At 61.6% G+C, this 19,380-nt stretch carries 19 protein-coding genes and 2 tRNA genes; 4 read left to right on the plus strand and 17 right to left on the minus strand.

The genetic code is table 11. The features are described from left to right. The 6 genes from AC1DUB_RS18560 to AC1DUB_RS18585 all read right to left on the minus strand — a co-directional run. Nucleotides 1–341 (minus strand): branched-chain amino acid ABC transporter permease (locus tag AC1DUB_RS18560; RefSeq protein WP_477730766.1); only part of this gene is annotated, 341 nt, incomplete at its 3' end. A gap of 9 nt (nucleotides 342–350) precedes the next feature. Then, nucleotides 351–977: a LysE family translocator gene (locus AC1DUB_RS18565; RefSeq protein WP_477730767.1), complete on the minus strand. Its 627-nt coding sequence runs from the start codon at nucleotides 975–977 to the stop codon at nucleotides 351–353. Between the two features lie 207 nt (nucleotides 978–1,184). Next, entirely contained in the window at nucleotides 1,185–2,372 is a 1,188-nt protein-coding gene (locus AC1DUB_RS18570) for an ABC transporter substrate-binding protein (protein ID WP_477730768.1), read from the minus strand. 169 nt (nucleotides 2,373–2,541) lie between these two features. Then, a complete protein-coding gene (locus tag AC1DUB_RS18575) occupies nucleotides 2,542–4,128 on the minus strand; it encodes a benzoate-CoA ligase family protein (RefSeq protein ID WP_477730769.1) in 1,587 nt (528 codons plus the stop codon). A 128-nt stretch (nucleotides 4,129–4,256) separates the two neighbouring features. Beyond that, entirely contained in the window at nucleotides 4,257–4,748 is a 492-nt protein-coding gene (locus tag AC1DUB_RS18580) for a flavodoxin domain-containing protein (RefSeq protein WP_477730770.1), read from the minus strand. 85 nt (nucleotides 4,749–4,833) lie between these two features. Further along, nucleotides 4,834–5,232, minus strand: a complete 399-nt coding sequence (locus AC1DUB_RS18585; protein WP_477730771.1) for a DUF488 domain-containing protein — start codon at nucleotides 5,230–5,232, stop codon at nucleotides 4,834–4,836. Nucleotides 5,233–5,511: 279 nt separating this feature from the next. Between AC1DUB_RS18585 and AC1DUB_RS18590 the strand changes: the two genes are divergently transcribed. The 3 genes from AC1DUB_RS18590 (at nucleotide 5,512) to AC1DUB_RS18600 (ending at nucleotide 6,969) form a co-directional block, all read left to right on the plus strand. Beyond that, nucleotides 5,512–5,588 (plus strand) — tRNA-Pro (locus AC1DUB_RS18590). A 57-nt stretch (nucleotides 5,589–5,645) separates the two neighbouring features. Beyond that, nucleotides 5,646–5,722 (plus strand) — tRNA-Arg (locus tag AC1DUB_RS18595). A 233-nt stretch (nucleotides 5,723–5,955) separates the two neighbouring features. After that, nucleotides 5,956–6,969 carry a TRAP transporter substrate-binding protein gene (locus tag AC1DUB_RS18600; protein WP_477730772.1) on the plus strand — a complete coding sequence of 338 codons (1,014 nt, stop codon included), beginning with the start codon at nucleotides 5,956–5,958 and terminating at the stop codon, nucleotides 6,967–6,969. 26 nt (nucleotides 6,970–6,995) lie between these two features. Here AC1DUB_RS18600 and AC1DUB_RS18605 read toward each other — a convergent pair whose 3' ends face one another. The 9 genes from AC1DUB_RS18605 to lexA all read right to left on the minus strand — a co-directional run bounded on the left by AC1DUB_RS18605 (nucleotide 6,996) and on the right by lexA (nucleotide 16,541). Then, nucleotides 6,996–7,700, minus strand: a complete 705-nt coding sequence (locus AC1DUB_RS18605) for a glutathione binding-like protein (protein WP_305639530.1) — start codon at nucleotides 7,698–7,700, stop codon at nucleotides 6,996–6,998. A gap of 300 nt (nucleotides 7,701–8,000) precedes the next feature. After that, nucleotides 8,001–9,260, minus strand: coding sequence for an acyl-CoA dehydrogenase family protein (locus AC1DUB_RS18610; protein ID WP_477717345.1), 1,260 nt, complete (start codon nucleotides 9,258–9,260; stop codon nucleotides 8,001–8,003). A 46-nt stretch (nucleotides 9,261–9,306) separates the two neighbouring features. Then, the gene (locus AC1DUB_RS18615) at nucleotides 9,307–10,398 is read right to left on the minus strand and encodes a phosphotransferase family protein (RefSeq protein WP_477730773.1); all 1,092 of its coding nucleotides are present in this window, start codon (nucleotides 10,396–10,398) and stop codon (nucleotides 9,307–9,309) included. Nucleotides 10,399–10,402: 4 nt separating this feature from the next. After that, entirely contained in the window at nucleotides 10,403–11,128 is a 726-nt protein-coding gene (locus AC1DUB_RS18620; RefSeq protein WP_011483871.1) for a Crp/Fnr family transcriptional regulator, read from the minus strand. A 296-nt stretch (nucleotides 11,129–11,424) separates the two neighbouring features. Next, entirely contained in the window at nucleotides 11,425–12,204 is a 780-nt protein-coding gene (locus AC1DUB_RS18625; RefSeq protein WP_477730774.1) for an oxepin-CoA hydrolase, alternative type, read from the minus strand. 162 nt (nucleotides 12,205–12,366) lie between these two features. Next, a complete protein-coding gene (locus AC1DUB_RS18630) occupies nucleotides 12,367–13,884 on the minus strand; it encodes a 3-hydroxyacyl-CoA dehydrogenase (protein WP_477730775.1) in 1,518 nt (505 codons plus the stop codon). 235 nt (nucleotides 13,885–14,119) lie between these two features. Then, nucleotides 14,120–15,127, minus strand: coding sequence for a D-2-hydroxyacid dehydrogenase family protein (locus AC1DUB_RS18635; protein ID WP_477730776.1), 1,008 nt, complete (start codon nucleotides 15,125–15,127; stop codon nucleotides 14,120–14,122). Nucleotides 15,128–15,317: 190 nt separating this feature from the next. Then, nucleotides 15,318–15,686 carry a hypothetical protein gene (locus tag AC1DUB_RS18640; protein WP_477730777.1) on the minus strand — a complete coding sequence of 123 codons (369 nt, stop codon included), beginning with the start codon at nucleotides 15,684–15,686 and terminating at the stop codon, nucleotides 15,318–15,320. 150 nt (nucleotides 15,687–15,836) lie between these two features. Then, a complete protein-coding gene (gene lexA, locus AC1DUB_RS18645) occupies nucleotides 15,837–16,541 on the minus strand; it encodes a transcriptional repressor LexA (RefSeq protein WP_477730778.1) in 705 nt (234 codons plus the stop codon). 185 nt (nucleotides 16,542–16,726) lie between these two features. Here lexA and AC1DUB_RS18650 point away from each other — a divergent pair, with 185 nt between their 5' ends. Then, nucleotides 16,727–17,677: an asparaginase gene (locus AC1DUB_RS18650; protein WP_477730779.1), complete on the plus strand. Its 951-nt coding sequence runs from the start codon at nucleotides 16,727–16,729 to the stop codon at nucleotides 17,675–17,677. A 65-nt stretch (nucleotides 17,678–17,742) separates the two neighbouring features. On the opposite strand, the gene adk is transcribed toward AC1DUB_RS18650, so the two are convergent. Continuing rightward, a complete protein-coding gene (gene adk, locus AC1DUB_RS18655) occupies nucleotides 17,743–18,399 on the minus strand; it encodes an adenylate kinase (RefSeq protein WP_477717337.1) in 657 nt (218 codons plus the stop codon). Nucleotides 18,400–18,592: 193 nt separating this feature from the next. Further along, nucleotides 18,593–19,360 carry a 3-deoxy-manno-octulosonate cytidylyltransferase gene (gene kdsB, locus AC1DUB_RS18660; protein WP_477730780.1) on the minus strand — a complete coding sequence of 256 codons (768 nt, stop codon included), beginning with the start codon at nucleotides 19,358–19,360 and terminating at the stop codon, nucleotides 18,593–18,595. Between the last annotated feature and the right edge of the window lie 20 nt (nucleotides 19,361–19,380).

Raw genomic sequence — 19,380 nt, forward strand, 5'->3', positions numbered from 1 at the left:
AGGATGGAGCGCAGCTCTTCAAAGATGTAGATCAGCCCGAAGGTCAGCAGCACCTGGTCGAGGTGGTCGCGCTTGTAGAAATGGCGAAACAGCAGCCATTCGAGCGCCAGGCCGAAAATGACCGCGAGCACGGCGCCCAAGAGGATGGCCAGGCTCAGGCTGCCGAGCTGGGCGCTGAGCGACCAGGCCAGGTAGGCGCCCAGCATGTAGAAGCTGCCGTGCGCCAGGTTGACCACGCCCATGATGCCGAAGATCAGGGTCAGGCCGGCTGCCAGCATGAACAGCAGCAGCCCGTACTGCACGCTGTTGAGCAGTTGGATGAGGAAGTTGGCTAAATCCATAAATTGGTTTCAGGTATGCCGGCGCGTCAGCAATAACAGACTGCCCATGAGCGTGAAAAGACTGCCCGAACCGCGGTTGAACCACCGCACGGCGCGGCTGGAGCGCAGCAAAGGCGCGATGCGTGAAACGCCCAGCGCGCAGCAGGTGAGCACCGTGAATTCAAAGGCCATGAAGGTGRGGGCGAGGATGGCGAATTGCGGCACAAAGGGTGCAGCGGGGTTCAGGAATTGCGGGAAAAAGGCCGCAAAAAACAGCACGGCCTTGGGGTTGCTGGCGCCGACCAGAAAACCACGCAGGAAAAACGAGCGGCGTTGCTGTGGCGAATGCTCTGCGCTGGCGTCCAGCACGGCGGCTTCGCTGCGAAAGGTCTTGATGCCCAGCCAGATCAGGTAGGCCGCCCCGATGACTTTGGCCACGGTGAAGGCCGTCTCGGATGTCGCCAGCAGCGCGCCCAGGCCCATGGCCGACAGCAGCATGACACACAGCACAGCGCTGACGCTTCCGGCCACCGAGGTCATGGCCTTGCGTGGCCCGTGGTTCAGGGCATTCGTCATGCACATCAGCATGGTCGGGCCCGGTGTCAGGATGAGCAGCGCGACGGCCGCTATGTAGAGGAGGTAGGTGGTGAGCGTCATGGTGGTGAAGATAGCATCGCGACAAGACGGCAAACACGCGCCGTACCAGTTTGTTCAAAAAATGGGGCGGAGCGGGTACGCAGTAAGCGACCGTGGCGGCTCTCCAACCCAGCAGGGGCCGCGGGACTGGCTTTGCCAGACCGCAGGCGCAGCGGCCCCCCCGGGGGGCAGGGAGCTACACGCAGTGAGCGACCGTGGGGGCCATGCCTAGCCCATCTTGCAGCCAGCGCCGGAGTCGGCCAGTGCCTTGGCCGCAACGCCGAGCACCTTGTTTTCCTTGTTTTCCACCACACGCAGGTACATGTCCTGCACCGGGTTGTGTGCCTTGCTCATGGTCCACTTGCCGCGCGGGCTGTCGATGGTGGCGCCTTCCATGGCCTTGTAGAGCGCGGGCTTGTTGGCCAGGTCGCCCTTGACGGCGTTGGCACCCTGGATCAGCAGCAAACCGGTGTCATAGCCCTGCACGGCGTACACGTCCGGTTGCGACTTGAAAGCCTTGGCGTAGTCGAGGCGGAATTTCTTGTTGCGCGGTGTGTCCAGCGAGTCGCTGTAGTGCATGGTGGTGATGATGCCGTCCGCGGCAGGACCGGCCGCGTCCAGCACGCCTTCGGTCAGGAAGCCGGAGCCGTAAAGCGGGATCTTGCCTTTGAGGCCTGCCGCTGCGTAGTCGCGGATAAACTTCGCAGCGCCGCCGCCGGCGAAGAAGCAGGCCACGGCATCGGGCTTGAGTGCGGCGATTTCGGTCAGCAGCGCCTGGAATTCAACGTTGGGGAAAGGCAGGCCCAGCTCCTTGATGATGGTGCCGCCGGCCGCGGTGTAGCTTTCCTTGAAGCCTTCAAAGGCCTCGTCGCCGGCTGCATATTTCCAGGTGATCCACACGGCCTTTTTATGGCCCTTTGCGATCATGGCCTGGCCCAGGGCGCGGGTGGGTTGGGAGTTGCTGAAGGAGGTGCGGAACACATTGGGTGCGCACAGGCTGCGGGTGGCGGCATGCACACCCGCGTTGGGAATCAGGCTCAGTACGCCGCTGTCACGCGCGACCTTCTGGATGCCCATCTGCACACCGGAGTGCACCGTGCCGACCAGTACGTCGACCTTGTCGCGTTGCACCAGTTTGCTGGCGTTTTCAATGCCTTTGGAGGGTTCGGACTCGTCGTCGACCTTGAAGTATTCGATCTCGCGGCCGCCCAGCTTGCCGCCTTGCTCATTGATCGCCAGGCGAAAGCCGTTTTCAATGGCCACCCCGAGCTGGGCAAAGGTGCCGGTGTAGGGCAGCATGAAGCCCACACGCACCTTGCCGGACTGTGCGCGCACGATTTCGGGCAGCAGCAGGCCAGTGGATGCGGCGCCGATAACGGCAGCACTGCGGGTCAAAACGAGTCGGCGTGAGGTCATGGAAAAACTCCTGGTTGAGACGGAAACGTACCAGACGGATATTAAGGGTGCGGTGCGCCGGCAGCCCTAGTGTAAAACCCGAGATTGAAGATTAAATTGTTTATATCTAAAGCAATTGCCGTGCCCGTTTGAAGCTGCTTGAAGCAGTTTGAACAATCTTCCGCAGCCTTTATCTGGCTTGCTGGGTCTGGCGCAGCTTGAAGCGTTGTATCTTGCCGGTCGCAGTTTTGGGCAACTCGCTCACAAACTCTATCCAGCGCGGGTACTTGTAGGGCGCCAGCAGCTGCTTGACGTGGGCCTGCAGCTCCTCAACGGTCGCGCTCTGGCCGGACTTCATCACCACATAAGCCTTGGGTTTGACCAGCTGGTCGGCGTCCATCACCCCGATCACCGCGACCTCGAGCACGGACGCGTGGCTCATGAGGCAGGCTTCCACCTCGAACGGCGAGACATAAATGCCACCCACCTTGAGCATGTCGTCGCTGCGTCCGCCGTAGGTGTAGAAGCCATCGGCGTCGCGCGTGTACTTGTCGCCGCTCCTGGTCCATTCGCCGGCAAAGGTGGCCTTGGTTTTGGCGCGGTTGTTCCAGTACATCAGGGCAGCGCTCGGGCCGCTGATCTGAAGCTCGCCGATCTCGCCGACGCCACATTCGTGGCCATCGTCGGCGACGATGCGCAGCGAGTAGCCCGGCACGGCCTGGCCGGTGGTGCCGTAACGCACTTCGCCGGGCCGGTTGCTCAGGAAAATATGCAGCATTTCCGTCGAGCCAATCCCGTCCAGGATGTCACAGCCATACTGCGCCGTCCATTTCTTGCCAATCTCGGCCGGCAGGGCTTCACCGGCGCTGGTGCAAATGCGCAAGCGGAGTTCGGATTTCGCCGGCCGGGCCGGGTCTGCCAGCAGGGCGGCATAGAGGGTGGGTACGCCGTAGAAGATGGTGGGCTGGTATTTCCTGAGCACCCCAAACACCTCGGCCGGCGTGGGGCGTGCGGGCAGCAGCACCGTGGTGGCGCCCACGCTCATCGGGAAGGTCAGTGCATTGCCCAGGCCGTAGGCGAAGAACAGTTTGGCAGCGGAATACACGACATCCGATTCCTGGATGCCCAGTACCGCCCGGCCATAGAGTTCGGCTGTCTGGATCAGGTGACTGTGCAGGTGGACCGTACCTTTGGGCGTGCCCGTGGAGCCACTGGAATACAGCCAGAAGCAGGCGTCGTCGGAGCAGGTGTCCGCGACGGTTTTTGCGGCTGAAGCGGTACGCACCAGTTGGCTTACCGTGGGGTGAGTTGTGGAATTTTCAGTGTCCGCGACGATGACGGTCTTGAGTGTTTCCACCTTGCCCAGCAGCGGCTCAAAGGCCGGCAGCAGGGCCTGCGAGACGATGAGCCCCCGGGCGCGCGAGTCACGCAGCATGAATTCAAAATCCTGGCTGGTGAGCAAGGTGTTGGCAGCCACCGGCACCACACCAGCCAGGATGCAGCCCAGAAACGCGACAGGCCACTGGGGCGTGTCCAGCATCGCCAGCATGACGCGGCTTTCGGGCTCGAAGCCCTGGTCCCGCAAGGCATTGGCAAAGCGCCGGGCTTGCGCGGCAAGCTCGCCGTAGGTGAGTTGCTCTCCGCTCAGGCCGTTGATGAAGGCAACCTTGTCGGGGCGCTGCGCATTGCGCTCGAGCAGGTCGTGCGCGGCGTTGTAGTCGCGGGGAATGTCTACCAGGGGTGGGCTTGTGGAATGGTCGACGCGACTCAGTTGCATGCGTGTCTCCGGTTACTTGTAGTTGTATCGCTTATTTCACCTGTTAATCAAGAGCAGGAGGCAATAAAAACAGAGAGAACGGCGAAGAGCGGGAGGCAACAACGAGGCGAGCCACGGTTTTCCTGTTCTTAGGCGGTGGCCGGGCTGCTCCCCACGGCTTGCAACGCTTCGGCGAGCCACTGGCGGCACCATTCGGTGCCCTCCTTTTCGGGCATGGTGCCGCTGCTGGCGTCGTGACACCAGACCTCGCCGATGCGCTGCGCGCCAAGATCCTGCAGGCGCTCGTCAAATTGCTTGCCGCCAAAGCAGAATGTCTGCGCGTGGGCGCTGTCACCAAGCGCGATCACGCCGTAGCGCACGTGGCCCAGGAACCGCGGTTGGGAGCCCAGTGAGTCATACAGGGCGCGGGCATTGTCCGGGACATCGCCCGCACCATACGTGGAGGTGCAGATGAGATAAAGCGCATCTTCTGCCTGGGCGGCATCAAAGGTCGTGATGTCCAGTGCGTCCATCAACTGGATGTCGATGCCGCTCACCAGGTCTGCGCAATCCATCTGAATTGCCTGTGCCACATGGTCGGCGGTGCTGGTCATGGTGCCCACCAGGATTTTGAGCTTCATCGAATAATCTCCGGAAAAAGTATGTGGCAAGTTGTCAAAAACAGCCGCACTGCGGCATTCGCGCCAGTCGGCTCGAGCATCAAGGTTAAGCGATATTTGCGCCGCGTTCGCTGAGCAGTTCGCGCAGCAGCGAGCGGTGGCAGCGCGCTTCGTTGTCGCAGTAACAGCCCACGGAAAAATTGGTGCGCTGCGACAGCGCGGCCAGCAGGTCCAGGCTGCGGCTGGCATCCGGCTCGGCCATCTCGGCGCGGTATTTTTTTCTGAAGGCGATCCAGTCCCGGTCACCCTCCGGGCCGGACTGGGCAGACTGGCCCAGTTTCATGGTTTCCATGCTCGGCGCGAGGTTGGGGTACCAGACGTCGTACCAATTTTGTGACGAGAACTGGCTTTTGGGAACGCCGCGGGGAGGTCTGCGGACCGTGCCTATGCGCAGGCCTTCATCGGCGCTGCGGGCTGTACCCAATTTGACGATTCTCACAGTCATGCCAGTCTCCTCGTTTTGCGGTCTGGCCTCCTGTCGGGCCAAGCGTTGCGGACAGCGGTTTTTTGTGGAGCAACACTATTTGAAGCTGAAATCGGTTCGAAGCCCTGTCGGGTCCAAGGCCTTCAAGGCGTTTCGAATCCACGGTTCGATTATTCCGGTGTGAGAGCCCATCTTGTGGCGGTGCGGGCGCTGTCCGGCATCTTTCCGACATGAGAGATTGCAAAAAAATACGCGGTGCCTGCAGAATCGCCTCTGTCCGCGCTACAATAGCAGACTAGTCGGAGTGTGGCGCAGTCTGGTAGCGCACCTGGTTTGGGACCAGGGGGTCCAAGGTTCGAATCCTTGTACTCCGACCAACGAATTCATCAAAAAAGCTCACCTGTGTGGGCTTTTTTTGTATCTGCGTTTCATACCTGCCCGTAGCTCAGTTGGATAGAGCATCAGCCTTCTAAGCTGAGGGTCGGGGGTTCGATCCCCTCCGGGCAGGCCACGGCACCAGGCCAGCGTGCCGTGGCATTCGCTGCGCTTCATCCTCCTCCCGCCTGACCTCTTTCCTGGTCCCTTAAATCTCACGGATCATCCGCCTTACAGCGCTTCCTGGCTGGTTTTGGCCTGCTTGTTGGTGCACTTTTGCAGCAAACAGTTTTAACTTTTGCGTACATTGTTGTCGACATAATTGTTTACTTTAATGTTGATGGTGTTCAATCAAGGAAAAATACCCTCATGAGAAGTTCAATATCCCGGCCTGGCGGCTGGAAGGTCATCAGGCTTGTGCCGGCGTGGGCCGCCCTGGCTTTGCTGGCTTTGGGTTCGGCCTTCGCGGAGCCGCTGCGCGTTGCGGGAAACTTCGCAGCGAATCACTCCAGCAGCCTGGCAATGGCCCAGTTCAAGCTGGACGTCGAAAAGGTTTCCATCGGGCAGATCCAGGTCGAGGTCTTCCCGGCGATGCAGTTGGGCAGTGCCCAGGACAATGTGGACCAGGTTCGCAGCGGGAAGCTGTTCATGACCTGGATCTCGACGGCCTACCTTTCGCGCACGGTCCCGGAGCTGTCGGTACTCAGCATTCCATTTCTGTTTACCGACCGTCAGATCGCCTTCAAGGTCGTCGACGGCAAGGTTGGCGCCATGCTGGGAGGCAAGTTCGCCGCCAAAGGTTTTTTACCCCTGGGTTTCATGGAGTTGGGGCCACGTCAGCTGACCAACAGCCAGCGGCCAGTCCGCTCGATCACTGATCTGAAAGGGCTGAAGCTGCGTCTGCAGCCGGATGAAATCCATATCGCGACGTTTCAGGCGTTGGGCGCGAACCCGGTGAAGATGGACATCAAGGAGGTTTATGGCGCGCTGCAGTCCGGTGCGCTGGATGCCCAGGAGAACCCCTTTGCCGTGATCCGGGACCGGAACTTCCATGAGGTGCAGAAGTACCTGACCAACACCTCGCATTTTTTCGATTTCATCGTGCTGGTCGCCAACAAGCAAAGGTTCGAAGCGCTCAAGCCGGAGCACCAGAAAATCATTCAGGACGCGGCCACCAAGGCGGCCATCGCGCAGCGGACCTCTGCCGCCGCGGAAGATATCGGCGCGATTGTCGATCTGGCAAACAGGGGCATGAAGTTTGAACCCGTGCGCCCTTCGTTCCGGGCTGACATGCGCAAGGCGACAGAAGGTATCGTCGACAGCGTGCGCCAGAAAGCCGGCGCGGACCTCGTTCAGGCTACCCTGGACGCCGCCGTGCGATAAGGACGGCGCCCTCAACGGCCCCGCAGTTACCGTTTTGCGTACTGTGTCTTGCCAAACAGGATGTCGCGTTCCTTGTCGCCCGTGAGCGGGCGGCGCAGGTCCGCCAACACCTGCACGCCGCGCTGTACGGCCGGGCGGGCGCTGACGAGGTCGAACCATTTTTTCAGGTGGGGGTAGTCGGCCCAGTCGATGCCATGGTTGGCCCAGTTGCGCAGCCAGGGGAAGATGGCCACATCGGCAATGGTGTACTGGTTGCAGGCGATGAATTTGCTGGTGGCCAGCTGCCTGTCCATCACGCCGTAGAGCCGCCTGGTTTCATTGGTGTAGCGGTTGACGGCGTAGTCGATTTTTTCAGGTGCGTACTGGCGAAAGTGGTGGGTCTGGCCGATCATGGGACCCACGCTGCCCATCTGGAACATCAGCCATTGCAAAACCTGGAATTTGAGCCGGTCGCTTTTCGGCAGCAGCTTGCCGGTTTTGGCGGCCAGGTAAAGCAAAATGGCGCCGGATTCAAACAGCGAGATGGGCTTGCCGTCCGGGCCATGAGGGTCGACCAGTGCGGGAATCTTGTTGTTGGGACTGATGGCGAGAAAGTCCGGCTTGAACTGGTCGCCTTTGCCGATGTTGACCGGAAAGGCCTGCCAGTCGCGGCCGAGGCGAAAGCCGCACTCCTCGAGCATGATGTGGACCTTGTGGCCATTGGGAGTGGGCCATGAGTAAACGTTGATCATTGGTGTTTCCGTGTTTCCGTGTTTTCTTTGGTACCAGGGTGCCTGCTGCACTGTAAAAGAAAAGCAGAAACCCTGTTTGAGCGGCTCTGAAACGCGCGGATGTCCTGCGGCGTGGATATTCGCTGCGTGGCCTGGAGGGGCGCTGTTTCTCAAATGGCCCTGAAACGGCCCTGAAACGCGAGCCGACATTTGGCGACATTTGCGCTCTGGACTGACATGGGCGCGCCCGCGCAACGCACAAGTAAGCCGCCGGCAGCCATGGGCTGTATGGCGCCGGGCCCGTCAAAAACCCGAAGCGGCTCAGGCGCCGCGCGTCACCGGCATGTCGATGTCACCGGGCATCGCCAGATGCTTGGCCAGTTCCAGCTTGGCCAGGGAAGCACGGTGCACTTCGTCCGGCCCGTCGGCCAGGCGCAGCGTCCGCTGGTGCGCATAGGCGTAAGCCAGCGGGAAATCGTCCGACACGCCGCCGCCGCCATGCGCCTGGATGGCCCAGTCGATGATCTGGCAGGCCATGTTGGGCGCTACCACCTTGATCATGGCAATCTCGGCCTTGGCGACCTTGTTGCCCGCGGTGTCCATCATGAAGGCGGCCTTGAGCGTCAGCAGGCGGGCCTGCTCGATCATGCAGCGGGCTTCGGCAATGCGCTCTTCCCACACCGACTGGCGGGCGATCGGTTTGCCGAAGGCGGTGCGGGTGTTCAGGCGCTTGCACATCAACTCGAGCGCGCGCTCGGCAATCCCGATGCTGCGCATGCAGTGGTGAATGCGTCCGGGGCCAAGCCGGCCCTGGGCGATTTCAAAGCCGCGGCCCTCGCCCAGCAGCAGATTGGCGGCGGGCACGCGCACATTGGTCAATCGCACTTCCATATGCCCGTGCGGTGCGTCGTCGTAGCCAAAGACAGAGAGCGGGCGAATCACGGTGATGCCTGGTGTGCTGGCGGGCACCAGGATCATCGATTGCTGCTCATGACGGCCGGCATCGGGGTTGGTCTTGCCCATGACGATGTAGATGGCGCAGCGCGGGTCGCCCGCGCCGGACGACCACCACTTGAGGCCGTTGAGCACATAGTCGTCGCCGTCGCGTTCAATGCGGCACTGGATGTTGGTGGCGTCGGACGAGGCGACCTCGGGTTCGGTCATCAGGAAGGCCGAGCGGATCTCGCCCTTGAGCAGCGGGTCCAGCCACTGGTCCTTGTTGGCTTCGGAGCCATAGCGTGCAATGGTCTCCATGTTGCCGGTGTCGGGTGCCGAGCAGTTGAACACCTCGGCCGCAAACGGCACGCGGCCCATGATTTCGCACAGGGGCGCGTATTCGAGGTTGGACAGGCCTTCAGGCGCGCGCGGGGAGTGCGGCAAAAACAGGTTCCAGAGGCCGGCGGCGCGTGCCTTGGGTTTGAGCTCTTCAATGATGGCCGTGGGAATCCAGGCGTTTCCCTTGGCCCGGTTTTCGGCGATTTCCCGAAAGAAGCGGGCTTCGTTCGGGTAGACATGCGCCTCCATGAACTTCAACAGGCGCGCCTGCAGTTCCTTGACCTTGGGGGTGTAGCTGAAATCCATGATGTCTCCTGCAGGGGTGTTGGTGATGGGGTAAAAAGTTGCCGCGTCAGCGCTGGCTTTCAAGCGCAAAGCCCCAGGCCATCCTGGCCAGCAGCGGTGCGCCCGCTGCCGAACTAACCGCCTGCGCGCTGGAGGCGGTACCGGCTTCCACCCGTTTGGCAATGCCCTGCAAAATGGCGGCGAGGCGAAACAGGTTGTAGGCCAGGTAAAAGTTCCAGTCGGCCTTGAGGGCTTCGGGTGTGGCCAGGCCGGTGCGCTCGCAATAACGGCGAATGTATTCGGCTTCCGAAGGAATGCCCAAGCTTGCGATGTCCAGGCCGCCAATGCCGCGAAACGCGCCCGGTGGTATGTGCCAGGCCATGCAGTGGTAGCTGAAGTCTGCCAAGGGATGGCCCAGGGTGGACAGCTCCCAGTCGAGCACCGCCAGTACGCGCGGCTCGGTGGGATGAAACATCAGGTTGTCGAGCCGGAAGTCGCCGTGCACGATGGAGACCATGCTGTCATCGCGCGCGCCGGCAGGGATATTGGCCGGCAGCCACTGGATCAGCGAATCCATCTCGGGAATCGGTTGGGTAATGGATGCCGCGTACTGCTTGCTCCAGCGGCCAACCTGGCGCTCAAAGTAGTTGCCGGGCTTGCCGTAATCGGCCAGGCCCCGTTCTGCAAACTTCACGGTGTGCAGGGCGGCGATCACGCGGTTCATCTCGTCATAGATCTCGCCGCGCTGGGCGTTGGTCATGCCGGGCAGGGACTGGTCCCAGAGGACCCGGCCCTCGACGAACTCCATCACATAAAAAGCCCGCCCGATCACGGACTCGTCTTCGCACAGGCAGTGCATCCTGGCGACGGGCACGTCGGTGCCCTGCAGGCCCTGCATGACCTTGAATTCGCGCTCCACCGCGTGGGCCGACGGCAGCAGCCTGGCCACAGGGCCCGGTTTGGCCCGCATGACGTAAGACCGCCCCGGTGTGATCAGCTTGTAGGTCGGGTTGGACTGGCCACCCTTGAATATCTCGACGGTCAACGGTCCTTCGAAACCCTCGAGGTGCTGTTTCAGATAGGTGCTGAGGACGTCGATGTCAAAGGCCTGCTGCCCGGAAACGGCCCGGGTGCCTACAAAATGGTCGAAATTGCTCATGTGCTTATTTGTCCATATCGGCTTCGGAGATGCGCATCAGGGCTTCGCGGTTGCGCACCACCAGGCCCCCTGGCTCGATGCGGATGGCCTCCTCGCGCTCCATGGATTTGAGCTCCTGGTTGACGCGCTGGCGGGAGGCTCCCAGCAACTGGGCCAACTCCTCCTGGGCCAGCTGCAGGCCGATGCGTATCTCCTGGCCGTCGGCCAGGCTGGGCACGCCGTAGCAGCGCACGAGGTGCAACAGCTGCTTGGCCAGGCGCGCGCGCAGGGGCAGGGTATTGAGGTCTTCCACCAGGCCGAAGAGCTGACGCAGGCGCCGTGCATGGAGCCGCAGCATGGCCTCGTAGAGCTCCACATGGGCTGCCAGAATTTTTCTGAAATCGGCCTTGGCCACGCACAGGATCGTGGTGTCGCCGTGCGCATACGCGTCGTGCGTGCGGCGGTCGCCGTCGAAAATCGCCACGTCGCCAAACCAGATGCCTGGCTCGACATAGGTCAGGGTGATCTGCTTGCCCGAGAGGGAGGTGGAGCTTACGCGCACGGCTCCCTTCGCGCAGGCAATCCATTCTTCCGGCGGATCGCCGCGGGCGGCAATCAATTCGCCGTCTTTGTAGCGTTTGACGTAAGCGCATCGCAGGATGTCGTGCCTCAGGGACGGGGACAGTGATGAAAACCAGCGACCACTGTTGATGGCCGCTCTTTCATCTATCGTAAGAATAGGATCGTCCATGGCCTGTCTTTTAAGTGACTAACAAGACCACCATTGTCACCCCAGGCACGCCCCTTGCGCCACCCCGCTGTCACCTCGGCGTCGCCGGAGGAACTCGCTGTTCAAACCTGTCACCCAGGCACGCCCGATGCGGCCGAGACTCCCGTGATCCCGGTGTGGTGGGGCGAGCGCGCTGCAGATGAGCCTCATCTTTTGGGCTATCGCTTCCCATGCAAAGCAAGTTCTGCCACTGCGCTTTGCCATCCGTCTGGTCATGCATTGCCGCCACCGGTTGGCGGAGCAAAACCGGCGGCTCCTCAGCGGTACTGCGGTGTGCGCTTTTCCAGGAATGCGGCGATGCCCTCGCCGCCATTGCTGTGGTGCAGGTTGCGCACGAAATGGTCGCGCTCGCAGGCCAGTTGCTGGCTCAGGGTGTTTGAGGACGCCTCATTGATGAGCTCCTTGATGCTGGCCAGCGCATTGGGCGCCCGCGCATTGAGTTGCCCGGCCATCCTGAGCGCTTCATTCAGGGCGTCGCCCGCGGATGCGACCTTGTTCACCAGGCCAAAGTCATGCAGGCGCTGGGCGCTGATGCGTTCGCCGCCCATGAGCAGCTCGCTGGCAAGGGCGCGCGGCAGAGAGCGCGCCAGGCTCCAGCTGCCGCCACCGTCGGGGGACAGCCCGACCGTGCTGTAGGACATCACAAAGACAGCGTTGTTTGCGGCGACGACAAAGTCGCAGGCCAGTGCCAGCGAAAAGCCGGCCCCGGCCGCCGCACCTTCGACTGCGGCGATCACGGGCTTGGGATAGGTGCGGATCGAGTCGATCCAGTTGTGCAGCCCTTCGATGCTTTGGGCCTGAACCTCGGGTGCCTCGCGCCGGTTGGCCTGCAGGCGCTGCAGGTTGCCGCCCGCGCAAAACACCGCGCCCTCGCCGGTGATCACCACACTGCGGATTTCGGGGTTGTTCTCGGCGGCGTTGAGGGCCTCAATGCCTGCGGCATAAATCTCCGGCCCCAGCGCATTGCGGAACTCGGGGTTGCTCAGCGTCAGGATAAGGGTCTGGCCCTCACTGGTACCTTTGATTGCGCCTGCCATGTCAGTTTTTCCAATGCATCGAAATGAGAAATAGGCAGGGACCGAGTCCCCGTACAAGTCCACTTACCAGTGGGGGCCGCGGAACTGGCTTCGCCAGGCCGCAGGCGCCGCCCCCTGGAGGGGGGAAGGTGCTACACGAAGTGAGCATTCGAAGGGGGTGTCTCACTCTTCATGCATCAGGCTCAGGCCAATGGCGCCGCGGCGGCGCAGCCACGGGGAAGGGCGGTAGCGCTGGTCGCCATAGACGGTTTGCATGTTGAACAGCACCTCCAGCACGTTGGTGGGCCCGTAGCGGTCGCCCATGGCGAGCGGCCCGAGTGGGTAGCCCAGCCCCAGCGTCACGGCGGTTTCAAGATCTTTCGGGCTGCAGATGCCTTGCTGGCAGATGTCGCTGGCAATGTTGACGATGGTGGCCACGACGCGCTGCGTGACAAATCCGCCGCTGTCCCGTATCACGCTCACCGCCTTGCCGTCCCGGGCGAACAGGGCATGGGCGGCGTCGCGCATGTCGGTGCGGGTGGCCGGGTTGGTAGCCAGGACCCGCCGCCGGGTCGCCGCATCGTCAATCAGCATGTCTATACCCACGGTACGCGCCGGGTCCAGCCGCTCCACCACGGCCACCGTGGTGATGTCAAACCCCAGGGGCGCCACCACCACCAGGGCCTGGGGCGACGCGGACTGGCCCGTTTCGATTTTGGCTCCGAGATTTTTCAGCAATTGCAGCAATTCCGAGCGTCGGGATGCTCTGGGCGAAACCCAGACCGGCGGCATTTCGGCGACCTGGGGCACAGGTGCTTCGGCCGGAAGCTGCATGACACCGTCGGCATAACGGTAAAAACCTTCGCCGGTCTTGCGGCCGAGCATGCCGCCCGCCAGCCGTTGCGCCGTGATGACGCTGGGGCGGTAGCGCGCTTCTTCGTAATACTGGTGGTAAATGGACTCCATCACGGGATGCGACACATCCAGCGCGGTCAGGTCCATCAACTCGAAGGGGCCCAGCTTGAAGCCGGCCTGGTCCCGCAGGATGCGGTCTATGGTGGCGAAATCAGCCACGCCCTCGCTGACGATGCGCAGCGCTTCGGTGCCATAGCCCCGCCCCGCATGGTTGACGATGAAGCCGGGAGTGTCCTGGGCCTGTACCGGCGTGTGCCCCATCTGGCGGGCATGGCTGGCCAGCGCGCCGCACACGGCTGCATCAGTTTTCAGGCCGGCGATGACCTCCACCACCTTCATCAGCGGAACGGGATTGAAAAAGTGGTAGCCGGCAAAGCGTTCCGGGTGTTTGAGCGCGGCCGCAATGGCGGTCACGGATAGCGACGAGGTGTTGGTCGCAAGAACGGTTTGCGCCGACACGATGGTCTCGAGTTCGGCGAACAGGGCTTTCTTGACGTCCAGCCGCTCCACAATGGCTTCCACAATCAGATCGCAGTCCGCCAGATCGGCCAGCGTGCCGGCCGTCAGAAGGCTGGCCTTGTGGCTGGTCGCAGCGGTGGTTTCCATCCGGCCTTTTTCCACCAGCTTGTCCCACTGCGCGCAGATGGCCTCCCGCGCCTTTTCTGCCGCACCCGCCTGGTTGTCCATCAACTTGACGACGCTCCCGGCTTGCGTGGCAATCTGGGCAATGCCACGGCCCATGGCGCCTGTGCCAACAATGCCAACGGTTTTGTAAATTGGTTTCATGGAAAAGGATTATTACGCAGGGCGCAAAGAACAGAACTGTGCCGCAATCCTGTTCGCGAGAATTTGGAGTGCCCGGCTGCGACTGCCTCTGGCATGCGCCGGTTGCGCAACCGCAGGATATCTTGAGGGAGAAACCCGGGCAACAGAAAAAAGCGGATTCCGGCTGAGGCTGGTGGCCATTGGCTCCGGCCTCCGGTGCCGGCCCAGTGCTGGCAGTACCCGGCATCAGGGCAAATTAGCGGCGCACTTGCAGGGCACCGGGGTTGACGATGTTCGTCGGTGTTCCCTTGATGAAGTTCACAACATTGTCAAAGGCCGCCCCGAAATACATTTCATAACTGTCCTGCTCCACATAGCCGATGTGCGGTGTGCAAATGCAGTTTTCCAGGCGCAGCAGTGCGTGGCCTTGCAAAATCGGTTCGGACTCAAAGACATCAACAGCCGCCAGTCCGGGGCGTCCGCGGTTGAGCGCGGCAATCAGGGCCTCAGGCTCGATCAACTCGGCCCGCGAGGTATTGACCAGCAAGGCAGTTGGTTTCATGCGCGACAAATCTTCGAGGGTCACGATGCCGCGTGTTTCATCATGCAGACGCAGATGCAAACTGAGCACGTCGCTTTGCTCAAAAAATTCGGCTTTGCTGTCGGCAATTTCAAAGCCGTCAGCCTGCGCCCGCTCGCGTGATGCTTCCCGACCCCAGACGATCACGCGCATGCCAAACGCCCGGCCATAGCCGGCGATGATTTGTCCGATCTTGCCGTAGCTCCACACCCCCAGTGTCTTGCCCTTGAGAACTGAGCCAAGGCCAAAATTGGGCGGCATGGAGGCGGCCTTGAGGCCGGCTTGCTGCCAGGCGCCGTGTTTCAGGTGTGATACGTAGTGGGGAATGCGGCGCATCGCAGCCATCACCAGTGCCCAAGTCAACTCGGCAGGCGCGGTCGGTGACCCAATGCCTTCCGCCACCGCAATGCCGCGCTCGGTGCAGGCTGCAATATCAATATGGCTGCCAACGCGGCCGGTCTGGGCAATCAGCTTGAGTTTGGGCAGCTTTTCAATTACCTGCCTGTTCAGCTGGGTCCTTTCGCGAATCAGCACGATTACATCGGCATCCTTGAGTCGGACGGACAGCTGGCCTATGCCTTTGACCGTGTTGGTGTAGACCTTGGCAGGGTATGCATCCAGTTTGGCCGCGCAGTTCAGTTTTCGCACGGCATCCTGATAGTCATCGAGGATCACAATATTCATGCCGATATTGTGCCTGCAAGATTTTTCTTCCCTCCGAACCGTGGCGCCTGAAAGCCGTCAACTTGTATCGGAAGGAAACCTGTCCCCCATGCCCCTGCAGTTCAGGGGCCGGTGAGTGCGCGGCGCCACGGTGCCACGGAGCCGTGGGCTAACGCCGTGGCAGGCTCAAAGTGTCATAGGTGCACCGGCTTCACTGGACTGCGGTCTCACGTTGAGCCATGCGCTCGAGTTCTGCACAGACGTCAGACATGCGACCGGATATGACCATGCGGCCAGCGCAAGCGGGGCCGACGGCCGCGTCAAACTCGCGCACCACCTTCAAGCGGCTGGTGGCGGAGGTTTTTGCTGCCGCGGCATGTGCGGCGGCAACGCGCCGCCGGGAGGGAATGCAGCCGGGCTTGAAGGGCACGGCCAACTGGTGAGGTGCGCACCGGGTGCGGGCCGGGGCGGAAAACGGCTCTGAAGTGGACTTCGCAGGCACAAACCACGCCGCCAAGGCCTGCATGGGGGCAAGCAAAACCGAGAATACGGGTGAATTTGAAAAACTGACGATTCCCATGATGAACTCCTGAATTAGAGAGGCTTGCGCCCCAATGTTTACAGGCAGGATTTCGGGCTGGCTAAATCGCCAGTGGGGCCGCAACGCCAGGGTGTTGGCCAATCAATGACCAAACGCCCGCCACCTGTCGCGCGACCAGAAAGGGGTTGGCTAGATGAGCATGGTGTTGCGGATCAAACCAACTGCGAGGCCTTCGAGTTCGAAGGGTTCGCCGGGCTCGACCACAATGGTTTTGAAATCCGGGTTCTCAGGCAACAATTCAATCAGATGCTTGGTGCGCCGAAAACGCTTGACCGTCACTTCATCGCCGATACGGGCCACGACAATTTGGCCGTTCCTGGCTTCCTTGGCCTGTTTGACGGCCAGCAGATCGCCGTCCATGATGCCGGCATCCCGCATGCTCATGCCGCGCACCTTGAGCAGGTAATCAGGTTGCCGCTGAAACAGGCTGCTTTCAAAATAATAGGTCTGCTCGATGTGTTCCTGCGCGAGAATCGGGCTGCCAGCAGCAACCCGCCCCACCAGAGGCAGGGCGAGTTGGGCCAGGCTTTGCAACGGCAGGGAAAACTGTTTGATTCTGGATTCGTGGATGGAGCGCAAGGTGTCGCTGCGCAGGCGTATGCCGCGCGAGGTGCCGCTGACCAGTTCAATCACGCCTTTGCGGGCCAGGGCTTGCAGGTGCTCTTCAGCGGCGTTGGCGGATTTGAAGCCCAATTCGTTGGCGATTTCGGCGCGGGTTGGCGGAGCGCCGGTGCGGGCGATGGCACTCTGGATCAATTCCAGGATTTGCTGCTGCCGAGCTGTGAGCTTGGGACCTTCGGAGGATAAATGCGGAAATTCGTTCAGGATGCTCATGACCGGGACTCCTTGATTCGTCAGCCTGGATTGGGTTGGATGCACCGGCCCGCTGGGGATGACCGCGTACCTTGCCTGCTGCATTCACCTTGTCGTATTAATTGTCGTATTTACCTGTTTTAATATCCAGTACCTGTATTTTCATCCAGTTTTTCAAAGAGCGCAAGTCCCTTCTCATCCTTCTTATGAATCGTCAAACCATTGTGATTTTGGGTACCGGCGGCACGATTGCCGGCCGGGCCGCGACCGCCTCGGACAACATCGGCTACACCGCCGCAGAGGTTGGTATTGATCAGCTGGTGGCGGCGATTCCCGGGCTGGCCGAAGCCGGCCCTGTGGTCACCGAGCAGGTTGCGCAGCTCGATAGCAAGGACATGAGCTTTGCGGTGTGGGCGACGCTGGCCGGGCGCGTCAACCACTTTCTGGCGCAGCCCGATGTCGAGGGGATCGTCATTGTCCACGGCACCGACACGCTGGAAGAAACCGCGTATTTTTTACAGGCGGTGTGCAGCCCCGCCAAGCCGGTGGTGCTGACCTGTGCCATGCGTCCGGCAACGGCCCTGGTACCGGACGGCCCGCAGAACATGCTGGATGCCGTGGCCGTGGCCCGCCACACCGGGGCCAGGGGCGTGGTGGCCGTATGCGCCGGCACCATCCATACTGCGCGGGACGTGCAGAAGGTACATCCCTACCGGCTGGACGCCTTCAGTTCGGGTGATGCGGGCCCGCTGGGCTATGTCGAAGAGGGGCGCCTGAGGTTATTGAGGAGTTGGCCTGAAGCAGACGAAAACCGGGCACCGGACACCCTGAAAACAATAACGGCCTTGGGCAGCGAGGCTGACTGGCCGCATGTTGAGATCGTCATGAGCCATGCCGGTGCCAGTGGCGCAGTGGTGGAAGCCCTGATGTCGCGGGGCGTGCAGGGCCTGGTCGTCGCCACAACGGGCAACGGCACCATCCATCATGCGCTGGAGGCTGCTTTGCTCAAGGCACAGGCCAGTGGCGTCACAGTGGTTCGCGCCACGCGCTGCCCCAACGGCCAGGTGCTGCCCAAACCGGGGGATCTCATTCCCGATTCAAAGGGGCTCAGCCCGGTGAAGGCGCGGGTAGACCTGATGCTCCGACTGCTGAGCTGAGGCCCGGTTGCATGCCGTTCAGAAGAACGCAGGAGAACGGCCCGATGAGGCTTGGGCCGGCCGTCTCAGCTCGACAGGGCCTTGAAGGCTCTTTCCGTGATTTCATCGACACCGCCCATGCCGCTGATCGCGCGGTATTTGGGGGCGGCGTGGGGCGAAGTTTTCGCCCAGCTTGAGTAGTACTCCACCAGTGGGCGGGTTTGCGCGCTGTAAACCTCCAGCCGCTTGCGCACGGTCTCTTCCTTGTCGTCTTCGCGCTGGATCAGCGGCTCACCGGTGACATCATCCTTGCCTTCGACTTTGGGCGGGTTGTATTTCACGTGGTAGGTGCGGCCCGAGGCCGTGTGCGAGCGGCGCCCGCTCATGCGCTCGATGATGGCTTCAAAAGGCACATCGATTTCAAGCACATAGTCAATCTTCACGCCGGCAGCTTTCATGGCGTCGGCTTGTGGAATAGTGCGGGGAAAACCGTCAAACAGGAAGCCATTGGCGCAGTCGGGCTGGGCGATGCGTTCCTTCACCAGGTTGATGATCAGGTCATCGCTCACGAGCGCGCCAGCGTCCATGACTTTTTTGGCTTCAATGCCTAGCGGGGTTCCTGCCTTGACGGCTGCACGCAGCATGTCACCGGTGGAAATCTGGGGGATGCCGTATTTTTGGCAGATGAAGGTCGCTTGCGTCCCCTTGCCCGCGCCAGGCGCGCCTAACAAAATCAGTCTCATGGATGTCCTCGGATTTTTATGAATTCAGGAAGTCAACCCGGGAGTTCGGCGCGCCGGTATCTCCATGGGCTGCTTGACAGGTGTTGAGGGCTGCCAGCACGTCATGCAAACCTCACCCCTGCTTTTTGTACAAGGATAGCATGTACACCCCTGACGGCAGCTTACACAGACGCCGGGGTGAGCTGGCTGGCCGCTATGAAAAGAGCTCGCGTGCCCTGGCCAGATCTTCCGGCGTATCCACACCCAGGCCCGGTGCCTTATCGGTAATGTGCACGGCAATCCGGTACCCATGCCAGAGGGCGCGCAATTGTTCCAGTGACTCCAGTTGCTCTAGCGGAGCCTGGGGCAGGGTGGGAAACTGCCGCAGAAAGCCGACGCGGTAGCCATAAATGCCGACGTGGCGCAGCGGTTTGGGCAGTTTGCTGCCCTTTTCGCCATCTTCCCACCAAGGTTTGCCGGCGAAGTCGCGTGCCGCGGGAATCGGCGAGCGGCTGAAGTACAGCGCAGTCTGCCGCGCATCCAGCACCACCTTGACGATATTGGGATTGAGCAGGTCAGCCATCTGGTCAATCGAATGCGCTGCCGTGCTCATGGCGCAGTCAGGTCGTTCATTGAGCAGGTGCGCCACGGCGTCGATGAGGGCCGGGTCGATCAGGGGCTCATCACCCTGCACGTTCACGACGATGTCATCGTCAGCCAGGCCGAGCGCGGTGCAGGCTTCCGCCAGCCGGTCGCTGCCGCTGGGGTGGTCGGCACGCGTCAGGACCGCGGCAATGCCGAACGCTTTGCATTTTTCGATGATGTCGGCGCTGTCGGTGGCGACCACCGTGCTGGCGGCGGTACTTTGCATGGCACGCTGCGCCACCCGCACCACCATGGGTGTGCCACCGATGTCGGCCAGGGGTTTGTTGGGCAGGCGCGTAGAGGCCAGGCGGGCCGGGATGAGGACGGTGAAACTCATGCTCATGCGGGCAGGAAATT

It is taken from the genome of Polaromonas sp. P4_F9 (assembly GCF_056401235.1).

What these genes read in the sequence shown, in the direction of transcription:
- AC1DUB_RS18570 (WP_477730768.1), bottom strand. Translation starts at nt 2,372, where the DNA reads ATGACCTCACGCCGACTCGTTTTGACCCGCAGTGCTGCCGTTATCGGC.
- AC1DUB_RS18575 (WP_477730769.1), bottom strand. Translation starts at nt 4,128, where the DNA reads ATGCAACTGAGTCGCGTCGACCATTCCACAAGCCCACCCCTGGTAGAC.
- AC1DUB_RS18580 (WP_477730770.1), bottom strand. Translation starts at nt 4,748, where the DNA reads ATGAAGCTCAAAATCCTGGTGGGCACCATGACCAGCACCGCCGACCAT.
- AC1DUB_RS18585 (WP_477730771.1), bottom strand. Translation starts at nt 5,232, where the DNA reads ATGACTGTGAGAATCGTCAAATTGGGTACAGCCCGCAGCGCCGATGAA.
- AC1DUB_RS18600 (WP_477730772.1), top strand. Translation starts at nt 5,956, where the DNA reads ATGAGAAGTTCAATATCCCGGCCTGGCGGCTGGAAGGTCATCAGGCTT.
- AC1DUB_RS18605 (WP_305639530.1), bottom strand. Translation starts at nt 7,700, where the DNA reads ATGATCAACGTTTACTCATGGCCCACTCCCAATGGCCACAAGGTCCAC.
- AC1DUB_RS18610 (WP_477717345.1), bottom strand. Translation starts at nt 9,260, where the DNA reads ATGGATTTCAGCTACACCCCCAAGGTCAAGGAACTGCAGGCGCGCCTG.
- AC1DUB_RS18615 (WP_477730773.1), bottom strand. Translation starts at nt 10,398, where the DNA reads ATGAGCAATTTCGACCATTTTGTAGGCACCCGGGCCGTTTCCGGGCAG.
- AC1DUB_RS18620 (WP_011483871.1), bottom strand. Translation starts at nt 11,128, where the DNA reads ATGGACGATCCTATTCTTACGATAGATGAAAGAGCGGCCATCAACAGT.
- AC1DUB_RS18625 (WP_477730774.1), bottom strand. Translation starts at nt 12,204, where the DNA reads ATGGCAGGCGCAATCAAAGGTACCAGTGAGGGCCAGACCCTTATCCTG.
- AC1DUB_RS18630 (WP_477730775.1), bottom strand. Translation starts at nt 13,884, where the DNA reads ATGAAACCAATTTACAAAACCGTTGGCATTGTTGGCACAGGCGCCATG.
- AC1DUB_RS18635 (WP_477730776.1), bottom strand. Translation starts at nt 15,127, where the DNA reads ATGAATATTGTGATCCTCGATGACTATCAGGATGCCGTGCGAAAACTG.
- AC1DUB_RS18640 (WP_477730777.1), bottom strand. Translation starts at nt 15,686, where the DNA reads ATGGGAATCGTCAGTTTTTCAAATTCACCCGTATTCTCGGTTTTGCTT.
- lexA (WP_477730778.1), bottom strand. Translation starts at nt 16,541, where the DNA reads ATGAGCATCCTGAACGAATTTCCGCATTTATCCTCCGAAGGTCCCAAG.
- AC1DUB_RS18650 (WP_477730779.1), top strand. Translation starts at nt 16,727, where the DNA reads ATGAATCGTCAAACCATTGTGATTTTGGGTACCGGCGGCACGATTGCC.
- adk (WP_477717337.1), bottom strand. Translation starts at nt 18,399, where the DNA reads ATGAGACTGATTTTGTTAGGCGCGCCTGGCGCGGGCAAGGGGACGCAA.
- kdsB (WP_477730780.1), bottom strand. Translation starts at nt 19,360, where the DNA reads ATGAGTTTCACCGTCCTCATCCCGGCCCGCCTGGCCTCTACGCGCCTG.